This is a genomic window from Lysinibacillus sp. KU-BSD001, from assembly GCF_042920265.1.
In the GTDB taxonomy this organism is placed as follows: domain Bacteria; phylum Bacillota; class Bacilli; order Bacillales_A; family Planococcaceae; genus Lysinibacillus_B.
In genome coordinates this window covers 32,405-50,323 of the sequence record NZ_JBDQZI010000004.1, presented here as the reverse complement: position 1 = coordinate 50,323, position 17,919 = coordinate 32,405, and the positions used below count along the sequence as shown (strand labels likewise).

At 37.1% G+C, this 17,919-nt stretch carries 18 protein-coding genes; 13 read left to right on the top strand and 5 right to left on the bottom strand.

The genetic code is table 11. From position 1 onward, the window contains the following. The first annotated feature begins 11 nt into the window (after nucleotides 1-11). The 6 genes from leuD (at nucleotide 12) to AAGS61_RS07350 (ending at nucleotide 5,448) form a co-directional block, all read left to right on the top strand. Entirely contained in the window at nucleotides 12-605 is a 594-nt protein-coding gene (gene leuD / locus AAGS61_RS07375; RefSeq protein ID WP_391369508.1) for a 3-isopropylmalate dehydratase small subunit, read from the top strand. A 107-nt stretch (nucleotides 606-712) separates the two neighbouring features. Then, nucleotides 713-1,219, top strand: coding sequence for a DUF4275 family protein (locus AAGS61_RS07370; RefSeq protein WP_391369505.1), 507 nt, complete (start codon nucleotides 713-715; stop codon nucleotides 1,217-1,219). A 521-nt stretch (nucleotides 1,220-1,740) separates the two neighbouring features. After that, nucleotides 1,741-2,871, top strand: coding sequence for a SpoIIE family protein phosphatase (locus tag AAGS61_RS07365; RefSeq protein WP_391369502.1), 1,131 nt, complete (start codon nucleotides 1,741-1,743; stop codon nucleotides 2,869-2,871). 6 nt (nucleotides 2,872-2,877) lie between these two features. Next, nucleotides 2,878-3,297, top strand: coding sequence for an ATP-binding protein (locus AAGS61_RS07360; protein WP_391369499.1), 420 nt, complete (start codon nucleotides 2,878-2,880; stop codon nucleotides 3,295-3,297). Nucleotides 3,298-3,324: 27 nt separating this feature from the next. After that, nucleotides 3,325-5,019 carry a methyl-accepting chemotaxis protein gene (locus AAGS61_RS07355; RefSeq protein WP_391369496.1) on the top strand — a complete coding sequence of 565 codons (1,695 nt, stop codon included), beginning with the start codon at nucleotides 3,325-3,327 and terminating at the stop codon, nucleotides 5,017-5,019. Between the two features lie 42 nt (nucleotides 5,020-5,061). Further along, nucleotides 5,062-5,448 (top strand): STAS domain-containing protein, encoded by a 387-nt coding sequence (locus tag AAGS61_RS07350; protein WP_391369493.1) that lies wholly within the window; start codon nucleotides 5,062-5,064, stop codon nucleotides 5,446-5,448. A 134-nt stretch (nucleotides 5,449-5,582) separates the two neighbouring features. On the opposite strand, the gene AAGS61_RS07345 is transcribed toward AAGS61_RS07350, so the two are convergent. Beyond that, nucleotides 5,583-5,771, bottom strand: coding sequence for a hypothetical protein (locus AAGS61_RS07345; protein ID WP_391369490.1), 189 nt, complete (start codon nucleotides 5,769-5,771; stop codon nucleotides 5,583-5,585). Between the two features lie 253 nt (nucleotides 5,772-6,024). Next, complete coding sequence (locus AAGS61_RS07340; RefSeq protein ID WP_391369487.1) at nucleotides 6,025-7,419, bottom strand: methyl-accepting chemotaxis protein; 1,395 nt, start codon at nucleotides 7,417-7,419, stop codon at nucleotides 6,025-6,027. A 347-nt stretch (nucleotides 7,420-7,766) separates the two neighbouring features. Between AAGS61_RS07340 and AAGS61_RS07335 the strand changes: the two genes are divergently transcribed. Further along, entirely contained in the window at nucleotides 7,767-9,596 is a 1,830-nt protein-coding gene (locus AAGS61_RS07335; protein ID WP_391369485.1) for a dynamin family protein, read from the top strand. 42 nt (nucleotides 9,597-9,638) lie between these two features. Here AAGS61_RS07335 and AAGS61_RS07330 read toward each other — a convergent pair whose 3' ends face one another. The 3 genes from AAGS61_RS07330 to AAGS61_RS07320 all read right to left on the bottom strand — a co-directional run bounded on the left by AAGS61_RS07330 (nucleotide 9,639) and on the right by AAGS61_RS07320 (nucleotide 12,406). After that, complete coding sequence (locus AAGS61_RS07330) at nucleotides 9,639-10,403, bottom strand: sporulation protein (RefSeq protein ID WP_391369482.1); 765 nt, start codon at nucleotides 10,401-10,403, stop codon at nucleotides 9,639-9,641. 104 nt (nucleotides 10,404-10,507) lie between these two features. Then, on the bottom strand, nucleotides 10,508-11,620 hold the full coding sequence (gene yfkAB / locus AAGS61_RS07325; RefSeq protein WP_391369479.1) for a radical SAM/CxCxxxxC motif protein YfkAB: 1,113 nt from the start codon (nucleotides 11,618-11,620) through the stop codon (nucleotides 10,508-10,510). Between the two features lie 144 nt (nucleotides 11,621-11,764). Further along, on the bottom strand, nucleotides 11,765-12,406 hold the full coding sequence (locus AAGS61_RS07320; protein WP_391369476.1) for a hypothetical protein: 642 nt from the start codon (nucleotides 12,404-12,406) through the stop codon (nucleotides 11,765-11,767). Between the two features lie 274 nt (nucleotides 12,407-12,680). On the opposite strand from AAGS61_RS07320, the gene AAGS61_RS07315 reads away from it, so the two are divergent. From AAGS61_RS07315 to AAGS61_RS07290, 6 genes are all read left to right on the top strand, one after another. Beyond that, complete coding sequence (locus AAGS61_RS07315) at nucleotides 12,681-13,190, top strand: S-layer homology domain-containing protein (RefSeq protein WP_391369474.1); 510 nt, start codon at nucleotides 12,681-12,683, stop codon at nucleotides 13,188-13,190. A gap of 101 nt (nucleotides 13,191-13,291) precedes the next feature. Beyond that, nucleotides 13,292-13,945 (top strand): ComEC/Rec2 family competence protein, encoded by a 654-nt coding sequence (locus AAGS61_RS07310; RefSeq protein ID WP_391369472.1) that lies wholly within the window; start codon nucleotides 13,292-13,294, stop codon nucleotides 13,943-13,945. Nucleotides 13,946-14,057: 112 nt separating this feature from the next. Next, nucleotides 14,058-14,459, top strand: coding sequence for an IS200/IS605 family transposase (gene tnpA, locus AAGS61_RS07305; RefSeq protein ID WP_391369469.1), 402 nt, complete (start codon nucleotides 14,058-14,060; stop codon nucleotides 14,457-14,459). 5 nt (nucleotides 14,460-14,464) lie between these two features. Further along, nucleotides 14,465-15,916 (top strand): RNA-guided endonuclease TnpB family protein, encoded by a 1,452-nt coding sequence (locus AAGS61_RS07300; RefSeq protein ID WP_391369466.1) that lies wholly within the window; start codon nucleotides 14,465-14,467, stop codon nucleotides 15,914-15,916. A gap of 150 nt (nucleotides 15,917-16,066) precedes the next feature. After that, nucleotides 16,067-16,438, top strand: coding sequence for an excalibur calcium-binding domain-containing protein (locus tag AAGS61_RS07295; protein ID WP_391369463.1), 372 nt, complete (start codon nucleotides 16,067-16,069; stop codon nucleotides 16,436-16,438). Nucleotides 16,439-16,592: 154 nt separating this feature from the next. Beyond that, nucleotides 16,593-17,855: a cytochrome P450 gene (locus AAGS61_RS07290; protein WP_391369461.1), complete on the top strand. Its 1,263-nt coding sequence runs from the start codon at nucleotides 16,593-16,595 to the stop codon at nucleotides 17,853-17,855. Nucleotides 17,856-17,919 lie beyond the last annotated feature (64 nt).

Sequence of the window (17,919 nt, the reverse complement as noted above, 5' to 3'; positions counted from 1 at the left end):
AGGTTAAATTCATGGAACCAATTAATATCGTAAAAAGTGTATATGCACCACTTGATCATAAAAATGTCGATACAGACCAAATTATTTCCAAAGAGTTTTTAAAGCGCATTGAGCGTACAGGTTTTGGCCAGTATTTATTCCATCACTGGCGCTTTGATGCAGAAGGAAATGAGATTTCATCTTTCATCTTAAACAAACCAGCTTATAAAGATGCAAAAATTTTAGTAGCACAAGATAACTTCGGCTGTGGTTCATCTCGTGAGCACGCACCTTGGGCTATTTTAGACTATGGCTTTAACGTAGTCATTGCGCCATCATTTGCGGATATTTTCCACAATAACTGTTTCAAAAATGGCATTTTACCAGTGAAGCTAACAGAAGCTGAGTGTGAAGAGTTACTGGCAAAAGGTTTAGAGCAAGCACAAGAAATCGAAGTGAATTTAGAAGCGCAAACAGTAACGACTAATTATGGTAAAACGTATACATTCCATATCGATCCATATTATAAGAAAATGCTATTAAACGGTTGGGATGAGATTTCATTAACATTCCAATACGAAGATCACATTAAAGCATACGAAGAAAAACGTCTAGTATTTGAATAAGATAAAAAGCACCCTAGCTATTTGTAGCTAGGGTGTTTTAGATAGAGGTTAATGAACATTCTATATAGTAAGTTAAATCTATAAAATGAAATACAGGGGGGAACAAGATGATTCGAAAAAAGATTGATTGTATTTTAAACGAGTTACCTGAGGAAGAGCTGGAACATGTCTATCAGGCTGTTCTAGGCGTTAAACAGGAATATGATTATAAGCAAAATTTAATCAATAAAGGTGTAACTTTAGATATATACCATACAGATTCAGAAAAGTTAATTCAACGTTGGGAAGCGGCTTTTGCTGGATCAATAAAAGAGGAAGTTAAGGCTAAAATTTACTATGAGCAATTTAAGTGGCATTTATTTAGTTACGAAAAGATTCCATGCTTAAAAGAAGAAGAGGCAAGAACAGCATTTGATGCACAACGAAAGGGCAATCTATATATGATGTATGAAAGGTTCCCGATTGTATATGTTTACGAAAATGCGATGAATGTCACTTCCGAAGACTTTAATTCACAATCGGATATATATATTTTTGATGATAGTTTTAGTTGGACGTATGTGCATACACACGAAGAGATGTGTGGCCCATATTTTTTAAAGCTGGCTGATTAAAACAGTAATTATTGTAAAAGGAAAAGTATATATAGTGACGGGAGACATGGAGGTTCAAGTCATACCTCAAAAGCGGCTATTCGTTATTGCATGTACGGTCAAGTACATATTTTTGTGAAGAGCCATATGGAGTAATAAGTTAAAATTCATAAAGAAATAATTGTAAAAAAATATAATAATTTATAATTTTCTTGTATAATAGAGAGAGTATATTAAATGTGTTGATGATCTAAATATTAGTAGATGACAAGTGGAATGATTAAACAACTGGCTTGCTCGTTGATTAGAACGAAGGCAACTTGACTCTAGCATGAAAAGCATGAGCTGACAATGCGTTACTTTCGGCATTAGCCGAAAGTAACGAGGTGAAGTTATGCCTGTGGAAATCAACATATCCTAATGCTTTTGTTAATAAAAGGTGAATCAACATGCTTATATTTTTATTTTAAATACAAGTAATTGCATTCGTTTAATTTTATTTTATTTTTCATTGTGGTGTAAAGGTGGTGTGAGAATAGGAGATGTCAGTAGTAATTGTTGGAGAGGTCGACAATGATTTACGGCGACTACAACTTTATTTTAAACGAATGAATATAACGGAAATACACAGCTTTCAAACGGTAGAGTCAGCTATTGAATATATGTCTAATGCTATAAAAGAAACGGTGGAGCTAGTCATTTTAGACGTTAAAATGACGCTGAAGAACTGTGAGGGAATTTGTCAAAAAATAGATTTACTGCATAAATGGATTGACGTTCCTATTTTACTTTCAACAACGTATGAGAAGGCGGAAACAATTGATCGAGTGTTTGAGTCAGGTGTTTTTGATTTCATACTGAAGCCGTTTGATTTTCTACATTTTAAATCCCGCATTCTCGTTGCATTGAAGTTTATTAAAGAATCCAAGCAACGGAAAAGGCGAGAAGAACAGCGGTACAATGATTTAATATTTGCGAAAAAGGTGCAGAAAAATGCATTGTCTCCCCGTCTGGTGCGCAAGCATGTCGAGTGTGATGGACTGTACTTGACATCGAATATACTAGGGGGGGACATGTATTGCTGGTTTAAAATAGACGAGCATTTAACAGCTGTTTTACTTTATGATGTGATGGGACATGGGATAGCGGCTTCACTTGTGACGATGTCCATTCGCTCGCTAACACGAGGGCTCATCACGCGCTTAGTTGACCCAGTTACGGTTATGAAGGAAATGAATCGCCAAATATATACGATGTTTACTGATAGCGAAATCGATCATTTTTTAGTTACGGCGATTTACTTACTCATTGATACGAAAAATAAAACGGTTGAATATGTGAATGCCGCTCATCCAGCAGGTATAAAGATTGGAAAATACAAACAGACGATGGAGTTAGCAGCAAATGCACCGATTTTAGGTTTACTTCCGAACATGAAAATAAATAAAAAGAAAATTTATTTGGCGGATTGGAGCCGGATTATTTTATATACGGATGGTCTTCTTTTAACGCAGCAAAATGAAAAGCTAGACACGGAATTTTTCCATTCCTATGCATCTCAGCATAATACGTATACACTTAACAAATTTGCTGAGCAATACAATTTATATGAAAATACGTACAAAGACGATATTTCAATGGTATCCATTACTATAACGCTTGAAGGTGGGTGACTCGGGATGGAACTTTTGCTTAGTGTAGAACCAAATCAGCAGGCAATCCAGTTTGTGGATCAAAAAATAACCACATTCGCTGACATGTATGGAATTCCAATTAAAAGGGAGCTTTGCTTTGTTGTACATGAACTGGTCATTAATGCCGTTGAGGCAATGCAACAAGTGCAATTTACCAACGTAAAAAAAATAGAAATTCATGTAACAAAAGACGAAGATTTAGTACAGGTAACCGTTACCGATGAATCTGGGGGAATACCGAAGGACAAGTGCGAGCGTATTTTAGCTACTAATTTTGAGGACGTCGATTTTTCGGATAGAGGAAGAGGTTTTCTATTCATTAAAAATATGGTAGATGAAGTTTGGTTTGAACATCTGTCTGACAATCGATTTTTAGTGGGCATAAAGAAAAAAATAAATGTATAGCAAGTCATAGTTTAGGGGGTTTTTTTGATGAAGTGGTCAATTCGAAGAAAAATGAATGTTCTTATTTTAAGCTGTATTTTTTTATTAATTGCCATTTTAGCGGTAGCGAATTACTTTATTACAAAGGACAGTATGTTAGAAAGTGCCAATTCGAAGTTATTTTCGGATATTCAAGTCTCATATAATTATATTGATGCAAAAATCCCAGGTGAGTGGCAAATTGTTGATGGAGAGCTTTACAAAGGCGATGTCAATATGGTTGAAAACTATGAAATCATCGACGAAGTAGGGGAGCTAACTCATGGAAATGCATTTTCGATTTTCCAATATGATACGCGTATTAATACGAACGTTATAGAGAATGGTGACCGTGCGATTGATACAAAAGTTTCAGAACCAGTAAAACAGGCTGTTTTAGAGCAACATGAACGCTATTTAGGTTCGGCAGACGTATTAGGAGAGCCACATCAAGCAGCGTATGATCCTATTTTAAATAGTGCTGGAGAGGTTATCGGAATTTGGGCTACGGCCTTACCGATTGCCCCTTATTTAGATATAGCGAATAGTGCAGCTGAAAAAAATATTTTGATTTCATCCATTATTTCACTGTTGATTGTTTTAGGTATTACAGTATTTATGAAGCGCCAAGTAATTACACCAATCAATATTTTAAGTGGAAATGCAAAGGAACTAGCAAATTTAAATTTAAATGTTAAATTGCTGAATCCAAAAGGAAAAGATGAAATTGCCGATTTAGCCAATTCCTTTAATGATATGAGAAACCAATTGAAGGAGACAATCGGTATTGTAGCAGGTAGTGCTAATCAAGTAGCCACTTCCTCTTATCAATTATCAGATTCCTCTCATCAAACGAGTGAGGCAGCAAATCAAGTCGCCCTCACGATGAATGATCTTGCTGTGGGGACAACGACGCAAGCCGAGCAGTCTGAGCGCATCGTCGTCATGATGCAACAAACAATTGAAGAGGTAGTACGAAGTATAGAGCGAGCAGAAGAAACGTTGCACAACGCCATTACATCAACGCAAATTGCGAAAAAAGGTGATGAAGCAATTAACGAGGCAATCAGGCATTTAGGTGCGGTGACGCAAACCGTATCGTATGCAACGGATTCTATTCAAAAGCTCGGGAAACGCTCTGAGGAGATTGGCGGCATTATTACAGTAATTAGCGATATTGCGGAACAAACAAATTTACTTGCATTAAATGCAGCGATCGAGGCAGCGCGTGCAGGGGAACAAGGGAAAGGGTTTGCGGTTGTAGCATCAGAGGTACGTAAATTAGCTGAGCAATCCAAGTTAGCATCTGGACAGATTACAAACTTAATTAGCGATATTCAAGCAGAGACTTCGGTAACTGTTCGAACGATGGAAAGTAACTTACTGGCCGTTAATGAGCAAGTTATGATTATTAATAAAGGCGGCGAGGCACTTGAGGAAATTGTTGAAAAGGTAATGGTGACGGAAAAAGGCGTTGAACAGATGAAAGATTCATTTTCACATGTGCATACAAATTCACAAAATGTCCAACATGCAATTCATGAGATTTCGAGCATTATTGAAGAATCAGCGGCTGCGACAGAGGAGGTTGCTGCGACATCAGAGGAGCAATACGCAACGGTTGCAGAAATCACATCAAATGCGGATGAACTAGCAGACGTGGCTGATAAACTGCGCAATGAAGTGAATAAGTTTCAATTTTAAATAATTGATCGCTAAAAGATAAAATAAGTGAGGGATAGTTTCATGGAGCGAAACAAGGTTGCAGTTAACATTACTGAAAAAAAAGAATATAAAGTCATTGCTTTAACAGGAAGCTTAGAATATGGCATTCTTAAAGATGTAAAAGCAGAGCTACAAAACCTTCCTTTACATACAGGGCTAGGTTATGTCATTGATTTGCAAAAGGTAATAAATATTGATAGTACAGGCTTTGGGATGATTGTCAATTTCGCGAAAAAAGTATCAGTGCAAGGGAAGAAAATTGTCATTATCGTTGTTGATGATTTCATTCGTAACTTATTTGCGATATCGCAATGTGATAAAGTGTTTCCGATTGTGACATCAGAAGACGAAGCAAGAAACATGATCAAAAGTGAATGGACAGGTGAGTTGTCAATTAACGAATATTAAAATCAAAAATATCATTGATAGGCAAAGTGTATCCCTATAATTTTTGGGGATATGCTTTTTCTTTTGTCCTATATAAATACATCAATCAAAATAAAAGCCCGCTAACTAGTAGCGGGAAGGGGGGAATCTATATATTAACCGATTAAGCGATGTTTGACGACTTCATAAGCCTGACAAATTTCAGGGAAGTCTATTTTATCATTTTGGGCAATCATATTGTTTGCGATTGCATATAAATCTAACTCTAATGTAGTTGCTGTGACAATATCATTTAGCAATGTTGCTTCTATTTGCTCTACAAAGTTTAAAATTCGAGCGTTCATATATGTCATCTCCAATGAGTGATTTGCTGTCTTTACTATACATCAGATAGACGTCTGACTTCAATAAAAATCACCTTAAGTCACAGCTTATTCACACCTTTTTGACGAGAAAATGAACCCGTAAACAATTTACTACTTGAAAACGTTTTCCTTGAATTGTTGTAAAATTTCGAGTTTCTTAAAAGAGAGAAGTAGCTATTGACATAGGCAATTAAAATAGATAAAGGAGTGCTTTAAAACACGTTTTTATCTATTATGAAACTTTTAATTGGTCCAGCATCTGTAGTACTTTATTGCTCAGTTCTTGAATTTCCTCATATTTATAGTGGGCTTCTGAACGTTTCCCTTCTTTAAACAGTTGAATGGCTATATGGCATGTTTGGTGAAATTTTGCATGCACAGCATCCAAGTTTTGAAATGCTGACAGATGGCCGAAATGCGCCTTTCCATTACTTACGTACCACCGACCGAGGCGGCATTTCGTATGATCTTTTACCGCATTAGGTTCTAAGTTACTTCTACCTAGTAGCATATTTTCGATGCGCCAACGCCAAAGCAGGTGATCCGTTTTCGCCAGTTCAATAATATCATCATTTGCATAACGAAGTTGGAAATCCCCCATACTATTGCGCAATTGCTCAGAGATTGTGCCCATTTTAAATAGATTTTCTGAGCTATGCGTAATTTCATTTGTCATTTGCCCCATCGTATCATTCATACTTGAAATCGTCCCAATGATTTCTTCAAAAGTAGAAGATTGCTCCTCCATAATCGGTGCAGTATGTGAAATGTCTTGAATGCTAATTGATAGATTAGTAATGATGTCATTCATTTCTGTCGAGCATTTAGAGATGGCTGCATTATTTTGATCCATTTTACTTGTCATATTTGTGATGGTAGTAGATGTTTTGGAGGCTTCTAGTTGAACGCTCGTCACATTATTACGAATATCGTTTACATTTTGCTTTGTTTGCTCCGCTAACTTCCGTACTTCCTGTGCCACAACAGCAAAGCCTTTCCCTTGTTCCCCAGCCCGCGCTGCTTCAATGGATGCGTTTAAAGCAAGGAGATTTGTTTGTTCTGCAATTTCTGAAATGAGATACACCATTTTACCAATGGAGCCAATGTGGTCATTTAAAGATACTACTTGTTGATTTAATGAGTGAAATTGTGTATGTACTTGCTCAATCTCATGAACAGTTTCTTGTAGCTGTTCGCGGAGTTTTTCGGCTCTTGTACCAGCTTTCTTCATATTAGTTGTCGCATGTGAATTATTTGTCGTGATAGCTTGAACAGAGGAAGCAAATTCTTCTGCTGCCGCCACGATGGTATCTAAATCCGTACTTAGCGCAACTGCATTTTTTTGTAGTTTATTAATAAAAATATTTTCATCAATGTTGGCAGAAACAATATGTGTTAGTTCTAACGTAATTTGTTTTAAGCGGTTGTTATAGTTGTCAGCTAAATAATGGAGTGTTCCAGCTAATTCATCATTTAAGTGATTGCTATCCAGTACTAATGTTTCAGCTAAATTGCCATTTGCTATTTTTTGTAATAGATGCTTTAGTTCTTGTACTTGTTCTTTAGTTATTGAGGAATCGGGGTGAGTCTTATCACTTTTTGTGAGTGAGCTAAAAAAAGAAAGCATGCCTAACATCTCCTACTTAAATTATGGAACTGCAAATAGTTATAATGTGTCAATTAACCTTTGGGTTAAAATTACCATTGTTAAAACCATCATGTCAATGGGGATCTAATTTCTTTACAATTAATTAAAGTTTTGTTACATCCTATCAGCAAATAACAGTGAAGCAACGAAGGATTTAGGAGAAAATGAGCTTACGAGAACAATCTGTATGTGTATTAATACCTAAAAACTAGGATATTTATATAAGTATGATGAATCAAATTTACATAGATTACTATTTCCATATTTAAGAAAATAGCCTTTCTTATATATAATGAAACTAACGAAATAGTAAAGGGGTTGATTGTATGATAGAACAACAAAATAAACTAGTAACTGAATCAATCGTCTCATCAAATCCGTTACTACAATTAATCGAACGAATGAAACCGCTTCACGTTTTACTGAATCAAAATTCATATGTAAAAGATACGACGAGAAGGTTAAAACGTATTATTGATGATGCCAGTTCTCAAACAATGATTTTAGTGATGGGGAAAGAGCGGGTCGGTAAGACGACCTTTATCAATGGACTACTCGGTCGTGAAGTGTTATCAGCGAGTAGTGAACATCCGACTGCTGCCAATACATTTATCCGTTACGGTGAGGAAGAATGTGTGAAAGCGATTTTTTTAGATGGTATGGTCGCTACATTTGATTTAGGAAAAGTAGAGTTACTCACAATATCGGATGCATTTTGTGCCCAAATTATTCGTGAACATCTTGATTATATCGAAGTATTTATCAAGCACGATTTATTGAAAAACGTAACCATTGTGGATTCGGTTGCGTTAGAAGTAGCGGCCGATCATTCCGCTTATTTTTCTGAGTTACTTGTCGACCGAATGGATGAGATTTTTTGGGTTATCCGCAGTGGCTCTATGGCAACGGAAGCTGAATTAGCCCTTTTAGATAAATATAATGAACGTGAAATGAAACCACACTTCATTATAAATGCAATTGATGATATAGAAAATGTGGCAGCGTTTATGCAATCTGAATCGGACCGTTACGGGGGAAAAATCGCTTCGATGACGGCTGTTTCGGCAACACAGGCGTTAGAAGCGGCGAAAACGAATAATACACAGTTATTTAGTGATTCAAAATACGGGGAGCTACATAAGTTACTAGAGGGACTGACAAATAATTATACAAAAAAGACGCATCATGTATTTGAACGTTTTATTGATTGGCTAGAACTTTTCCGTAAAGAAATAGAGCAAATCCCACAGCGCGAACCGTATTTATCGGCGTTTGAAAACATTGAAAAATATACAGGTAATAAAGGATTTGAATATACACGTCAACAACGCGATATGGCATTGCTCACCGCATATGAACAAGAGTATGAGCATGTGTGCCATGTATTTAAACCGGTCGAAACGTTATATCAATTGCTCCAAACATTAGCGAGTGAGCTATATTTACGTGACGACAAAGTAGAGGAGTTTGAGTCGGTTGCACTGCAATACCATCAAGCCGTACGGGAGTATCGGAAGCTGCATGTAGAGTATATGCAAACATACGGACTGTTAGATCAGCAATATCGTAAACTATTCGGTAAAGGAATTGAAAAAGGCGATTTAGCGCAAATCAATCAAAATTCGATTGCAAAGGCACAGAAAGAGCGTTTAGATCAAATGCAACAAAAGTGCGGAGAACAATATCGAATTATTAAGTATTATGAAGCGCATGTAGTTGAAAATTTATATAGTATTCAAAATCATATTACAGAGCTTGCTCAAAAACGTTTACAAACGATTATTCATCAAGTGGCTGAGTTAAATAGCCAACGAAAACGTGAAGTAAAGATTGCCAATTCTTATGTCAACAAGCTTTCGGAATTTAGCTGTATTATAGAAGCGCAACATTTTGTGCGCGATGGGATTAAACCGTATTTGCTTAGTGGTGCGATCGAGTTAACAGAAAACCAACAAGTAACGATTGAAAATATAATTGATGGTATGATTGCAGTGAAATTATCACAAAAAGAAATTGAATTACCTTCAGAAGAGAACGACCAAGATTCGCTCTTACATCAAGATTTTGAAACGAAATATACGCTAAGTCCTTTAAGCTTAACAGAAGTGGATGTACTGTCGGATTTACCCGATTTACCAGCACCATTTATGGTGTAATATGAAAAAAGTGTAGAGAAGTCAATTTCTCTACACTTTTTTTTACATATAACGTTCAATCGTTTGTTTTAATGTTTGTTCGATGGAGAACACATCGCGGTCTGTAAATGTGAGGCGAACATAGCTTTCATCCATTTCTAAAGCTTCCGATAGTAAGCTGCCTAATCCACGAGCGCGGCGATCGATTTGTAGCAGCACATCGATGCTATCCGCAGACTGGTTAATAAATGTTACTTCTAGTTCATCCAAGTGTCGTTTATAGGTAGGATTTGTCGCTGTAAATTCGAATTCTTGAATAAACGGATGTGGTGTGTGAATGCGTAGCGGTGCTTTTTCGCATTCTACCTTACGTAAACGGAAGCCAAGTCGTTTAACAGCTGCTAATACTTCGTTTGCTAGCGGTGTAGCGTTCACTTCAATATAGTCTTTGTCTGTCGGGTCCACGGCCATTTTAATATCAAGTTCTGTTTGTACCCATACTTGTGTTTTGCCTCCTGTAATCGGTGTTGTACGCGGTAAATTAAATGAAAATGGAATCGACTTCAATTCACCAGCACCGATTGTAAAAGGACTGCTTACTTGGAAGGATGCCACGGCAGCATTGTCATAAACTTTCGTATCATTTACTTCTTTGATATACGTTGTATAAACCGTTAAATAAATCGTATCAATCGCTTGTTCTGTGTTGCCGCCCTTTACTTCAACAACCCCATTGACTACATCTCCTGCAGTATAACGAGAGCGGTCAAGTTTTGTATCTACTTGTGCATTGCCAATACCGATACTTGCTAATATTTTTTGAAACATAAAAAAATCCCCCTAATTAATTAGTATTTCACTAATCTATACGAAGGATTTCTGAAATAGTTTCATGTATTTTTAGCAGATGAGACAATTATTTAAATTGAAATCTATTTTGTCACAGCACCGCTACTAAATGTTTGGTTTTGATAGTACATGTTTTTAACGAGTACGTTTGGTCCGAGGCATTTGACAGCAGGGCAGTGACAGTTTAGCGATTTGGCCAAATCACTTTGTAGCCATTTGTCAAATACTTGTGGGAGTGTATCCGTTTGAATATTACCAAGTGGCGGTGCATCACCAAAGTCAGTAACGATGACTTCGCCAGAGAAAATATTGATGTTTAAACGAGAACGGCCATCTGGATCGTTTCGCATCGTCACATTTTGCGCATTTCGTAGGCGGCTGAGCAATACTTGATCTTCTTCCTTCGTACTACAAGGGTAGAACGGTAATGTCCCAAATAACATCCATGTATTTTCATCACGAATATCGAGTAAATGATGAATGGCTTCACGTGTTTCTTCTAGTGTTAGGGATGTTAAAGCGCCAGCGAAGTCGGATGGGTACATTGGGTGAATCTCATGTCTTGCGCATTTCATTTCGTGCACGATTTGATGGTGAATATGCTCTAAATACGGTAATGTTTTTTTATTTAGCATCGTTTCCGCTGATACCATGACGCCGTTTTGTGCCAGCATACGAGAGTTTTCAATCATCCGCTTAAATAGGGTAGCACGTTGCTCAAACGTAGGCTTACGTTCCATCATCGCAAAGCCGGTTTCTACGAACTCTTCTACTGTTCCCCAGTTATGTGAAATATGTAGTACATCTAAATAAGGGGCAATTTGCATATAACGTTCGCCGTCAATCGTTAAATTGGAGTTCATCTGTGTGCGCACACCGCGGCTATGAGCATATTGTAAAATCGGTAGCACATAATTTTGTACCGAGCGTTTACTTTGCATCGGTTCTCCACCAGTAATTGATAAAGTTTTTAAATGCGGAATTTCATCTAAACGCTTTAAAATTAAGTCAATGGGTAGTGCTTCTGGATCTTTCGTTTGTAAAGTATACCCAACTGCACAGTGTGCACATCGCATATTACAAAGCGTTGTCGTTGTAAATTCAATATTAGATAAAGTTAATTTGCCATGTTGCTCTATATCCATATAAGCTTCCCACGGATCATAACTTGTTGTAATTTTAGGCATTGTTATCATGTCAATCTTCCTTTCATAACTTCCATTGTCTCATAAATTGCTATAAGGGCAAAGATTTTTTCTGTAGTCGGAAAATTTTAAAAATAAAAAGAGGAGCTTCAATGGAAGAAATATTCATACTTATGATGTTAGACACCTATTTATCTAATTCGAATGGTATTGGATCTCCTTCAATGTAGAAGAGACTACAAAAACACCGTCTGCCATTTTCATTTCATCGATCTGCTTCACTAAGCCAAAGCCACGAACGAAATAACGGGATGTTTTAAAGTCATCTGTCTCCTTTACGACTTCAATTGCTTGTGTAAATGTTTGAAAAGGTGTTTTCACCGTTACATCGATAGCCGTAATGACCCACCCATCAAATGAGGTGTTACGTTCAATAGGTAAGGCCATATACAGTTCGATGGTAGGGAGTTTTTCGATTTCATCCACTGTGAGATTTGGCGACGTGACATCCTCATATACTAAATCGATTGCTTGATCGGCTATACGATAAATTCGGTACATTGTAACCCCACCGTTATCGACGACTGTTTGAACGATTGTATCTGTTAACCATATCGTTTCTTCCGTAAAAGAGGCATATTCATTGCCTTCTCCTAAAAACCCCGCTGTTGTTTGGTCTTCTTTAAAAAATAGCTGTAATGCTGTTGAATGTTCAAAAGCATTTTTATATTCCTTTTCATTAAAATGTTCATTTGAATCCGGCAAGCTAACATTCTCTGCTACTTGAGTACAAGCAGCAAGGAAAAGGCTACATAAAAGGAAATATACATACTTCACAAGGTTCAAACCTTTCACTTTAGTTTAGAAACGCATAGCTGTTGAGTGGGAAAGGTATAGGAGAATAATTTATTTATAGGAATATAAATAGGAAGCTGAGAGATAAGGAAAAGAAAATGATGAAGCGAAGCAACTGGAGTAAATGGCACCATTTTATGAATTCATTGCCATTGAATGTAGTGTACAGAAATAGTAATCTGAAAATTGGACATAAAATTAAACTATTTTAATATATGTTTCAATTGTTCTAATTAGAATAGAAAGAGTGGATATTTTGAAGAAATTTCTTTATGCATTAATGGCTATTCTGTTAGCCTTCAGTTTTGTAACATCTACTGAAACAGCAGCGAAATCATTTACAGATGTGCCAGATACGCATGCCTATTTTGGCATGATTGATGTTATGAGTGAGCAAGGCATTATTAAAGGGTATGGTAATGAGGAATTTAAGCCGAACAATACGATTTCTCGTGCACATGTGGCGGTTATGTTAAGCCGTGCTCTCGAATTAAAGCCCCTTCGCCCGGCCATAACATTTAGTGATGTGCCAACAACACACGTTTACTATAATGAAATTATGGCGTTATACCGTGCGGGAATTGTGGACGGAACAAACGGGAAATACAATCCGAAAGGCTCGTTGACACGTGGTCAGCTTGCGAAAATTTTAACTAATGCCTTTGGGCTACCGCAGCAGCACACATCAGCATTTAAAGATGTGCCAACAACTCATCATTTTAATCCTTACGTTGGGGCACTTGCTGCAAACAACATAACAACATAACAACAGGCTATGGTGACGGTTCATTTCAACCGAATACAACGCTGAGCCGTATGCATTTTGCCGTATTTATGTATCGTACGATGTATAAAGACTACCCGCAAATGCAAGTTCATTTTATCGACGTTGGTCAAGGGGATTCGATTTTGATTCAATCACCGAATGGCAAGACGATGTTAATTGATGGTGGAACACGCGGGGCAGGGGACGATGTTGTTACATACTTAAAATCACTTGGTATTTCAACTTTTGACTATGTTGTGGCGACACATCCAGATGCGGATCATATTGGTGGTTTAATCGATGTATTTGCCGCGTTTCATGTACACCATTTTGTGAACAGCGGAAAAGATCATACGAGTGAGACATACGCGGATTTACTAGAAGCAGCTGTCAACGAAGGTTCTGCTTATATAGAGCCAAATCAAGGTGATAGCATTGCATTAGATAATGCTGTTAACATACAAGTTTTATACGCCAATAAAAATGCAAGCGATAACAATGATGCTTCCCTCGTACTAAAGCTCACATATGGAAACGTATCATTTATGCTAATGGGTGATGCGAGCAAAGAAATCGAAACACAAATTGCCGCAACATACGATGTATCTGCCCAAATTTTAAAAGCAGGGCACCATGGTTCAAATACAAGCAGTGGATTGAACTTTATGCAACAAGTAAACCCAAAAGCAGTCATTTTATCTTACGGAAAAGATAACAGTTACATATTTTCCGAACAGGAAAGCCCTTGCCTTTAGGCTTGGGATGAAAGTGAGGTCAGATAAGGAGCGCCAAAACCGACGCTCTAATTATCTGAATTTTTAATGTATTTAAGTTGCAGTTTAATCGTTAAACTGATACAATCGATATATGTTAAATGAATATAGAAGAACTAAAACAACTGTGTCATTAATTAATTATCATTTTGTGTTTTGTCCGAGATATAGGAGAAAAATTTTTCTCAACAGTAAAGTTGAAGAACGCTTCAAAACATTGGTTCAAGAAATTTGCGAAGAATTAGAAATCGAAGTCATCGCAATGGAATGCGATAAAGACCATGTGCATTTGCTTTTAAATACACTACCAACATTTAGTCCAACAGACATAATGGCAAAAATAAAAGGAGTGACTTCTAAAAAGTTGAGAGAGGAATTTCCTCATCTTCAACATTTGCCAAGTCTATGGACGCGTTCTTATTTTGTTTCAACTGCTGGAAACGTATCAAGCGAAACCATTAGACGTTATGTAGAAAATCAAAAAACGAGGGGGTGAATGCGATGTCAACGCCAAGCTATGTATTAACGTTGCGCTTAAAAACAGAATCTTTCCAAGATTATATTCTAGATAAACGTTTTGAAATTTCTCGCAAGATATACAATGCCTGCGTGAATGAATTATACAAACGTTATCGCACTATGCAACAATCAAAATCCTATCAAAAAGCCAAAAAGATGAAAAAAGGGAAAGAGAGAAATGCTATTTTTTCGAAGTTGAATGCACAGTTTGGGTTGACAGAGTATTCTATTCATGCTTTTTTAACACCTATGAGTCAACGATTCAAACAAAATATAGATTCACAAGCTGGTCAAAAAATGGGAACAAGGGCTTTTCAAGCTTTTAAAAAAATGATGTTTGGTGAAGCGAAGAAAGTATATTTTAAACGCTACGGAGAGATGGAATCCGTTGAAGGTAAATCAAATAAAACGGGTATCCGCTTCATAAACGATCTGTTGACTTGGAAAGGTCTTTCTATTCCTGTTATTGTTCGAAAACAAGATGCATATGCTCATTTAGCACTTCAAGCTAAAGTGAAGTACGTTCGTATTAAACGAGTGTTTCTAAAAGGAAAATATGTATATTATGCTCAACTTATATTAGAAGGCGTTCCGCCGCAATCGTGTAACTCAGAGGGATTAAAGCAACAGGTAGGCATTGGCAGAGTAGGAATCGATATAGGTACTTCTACTGTCGCAGCAAGCTCCGAGAAACAAGTAATGCTAAAGGGTTTGGCTCCTAATGTGGTTAATTATGAGAAAGCCATTCAACGAATTCAACGCAAAATGGATAGAAGTAAAAGAGCGACAAACCCTTTAAAATATAATGATGATGGAACAATCAATCGTAGTCATCGAGAAAGATGGGTATATTCGAATCGTTATGTTGAACTACGAAATCAATATCGAGAGTTGCATCGTAAGAACCGAATGATAAGAAAACAAGACCATGAAATATTGTCTAATCAACTGTTATCTATGGGCGATACAATTTTCGTAGAAACAATGCGCTTTAAAGGACTTCAAAAACGAAGTAAAAAAACAGAGAAAAATAAAAAAGGTCGATTTAAGAAGAAGAAAAGGTTTGGAAGAACCTTATCGAATCGTGCTCCTTCTATGCTTTTAAGTTGCCTAGAACGTAAGTTAAAGTATAATGGTTTGAAATTAAACAAAGTGAATACAACTAAAGTAAAAGCGAGTCAATATAATCATTTTGATGATACGTATACCAAAAAATCATTGAGTAAGCGTTGGAATGACTTCAATGGCATCAAAGTCCAACGAGATTTGTATTCAGCTTTCCTTTTGATGAACATGGTTAATGATAAAGATTTAGATAAAATAGATAGAGATTTATGCTTTAAAACATTCGATTTATTCCTTAAAAATCACGATGCATTAATTAGTAAACTAAAAAAGGAATCCCATACGCTGAAAAGTATGGGAATAAGGTAAACTATAAAAACGGTTTAGGCATGAGCCGGTGCGAACGCTAATGATGGCAACGGTCGTCTTGTTCGTTGAAGTCTAAAGGAAATAAGAACGTGTCTTTATGTTGTACCCAACCAGTTTCATCGGTTGATGGGAGAGTAAAGAAGAAATCTTTTGTACTTTAGAACCCCACTCATTCATGGGTGGGAGTGTCAGGGTCATCCACATAGTGAAGTACTAGCAAATATGAATGCAATCGGTGCTAAAGGATATGCAACAGCGATGAGTGGCTCGATTATTGTATCGACAGATAGCGTGACATACTCTATAAATGCCAAGCCGATGCCATCACAAATCACGCCTGAAAAACCACCTATTCAAACAGGTGATCCATCTTCCGGTACTTACGTGATTGCGGGTGCACCAACATCATTCCAAAACTGTACAGCAATGCGTGCCTACTACCCAAATGGTGTAGCAAGTACACACCCAGCGTATGCAGCAAAACACGACCGAGATGGCGACAACTGGGCATGTGAAAAGTAAATAATACACGAAACCACAATCTTTGAGATTTTAGATTGTGGTTTTTTGTTGGTAGAAACAATGATAACGGATCTAGAGATTTTTACGGGAGACAGCATAAACTGAAATCCATTTAGAGATAATAGAAGGGAATCTAAGTAAAGAGGTGACAGTAATGGAAAATGAAATGCCACGTGAGAAAGGGATCGATCACAGTATTAGCTTTTTACAAGAGGGATATGAGTTTATTGTTAATCGGCAGAGGCAATTGCGTTCGAATGTTTTTGAGACGCGGATTTTAGGAAAAAAAGCTATCTGTATGATTGGGGAAGAAGCGGCTAGACTTTTTTACGATACAGATAAATTTCAACGTAGTGGTGCGGCGCCCAATCGTATTGTCCAAACGCTTTTTGGTGAAAATAGTGTCCAAACACTAGATGGGGAGGCGCATCGTCATCGAAAAGAAATGTTGATGTCGGTCATGACAAAAGAGGAAGTGGCTCGCATTGTAGATATGACAAAATTACAATGGGAGCAATCTATCGACCAGTGGAGCCAAAAGGATTCCATCGTGTTTTATGATGAAATGAAGGAGCTGCTATGTAAAGTCGCATTTCAATGGATTGGCTATCCGCTTCATGAACAAGATACGAAAAGGCTGACGAAAGAATTAGCGGCCATGTTTGAGACACCTGCTGTATTTGGTGTGACACATTGGATTGGCAGGAGTTACCGTAATCAAGTAGAAAAAAATATGCAACAGCTCATTCGAGATACGCGCGATGAAAAAATAAAGTTTCCTAAAAATTCAGTGCTTCATCAATTTGCATTTTATAAAGATGTAGATGGCTACGTATTAGATGAAGAGACAGCCGCTGTTGAGATTATCAATTTACTTCGCCCGATTGTAGCCATTGCCATTTATGCAAACTTTACATTACTTGCACTTCACGAATTCCCGAAAGAAAAAGAAAAATTACAGAACTATCCAGATTATCCGCGCATGTTTGTACAAGAAGTGAGACGTTTTTATCCGTTCTTCCCATTTATCGTAGCGACGGTAAAAGAAGATTTTACGTGGAACAACCATGAATTTAAAGCAGGAACAATGACCTTACTTGATTTATATGGAACGAATAATGATCCAGCGTTGTGGGAAAATCCCGGTTCATTTTATCCTGAACGTTTTGCGAGCTGGCAAGGCAGTCCGTTTAGCTTTATCCCACAAGGGGGAGGCGATTATATTTTAGGGCACCGCTGCGCAGGGGAACAAATGACGATTGAAATCATGAAGGTGAGTTTAGATTACTTAGTCAATAAAATCCAATACGATATCCCTGAACAAGACTTAAGCTTTGACTTAAACGACATCCCAAGCATTCCGAAAAGTAAAATCATTTTGGAAAATGTGCGAAGGGTACAGGAGAATATACAGTAAAGTGAATACTATAGAGCTTAAACGGTTTTAGCGAAGTTTAGGCTCTTTTTTATGTCTTCTTTTG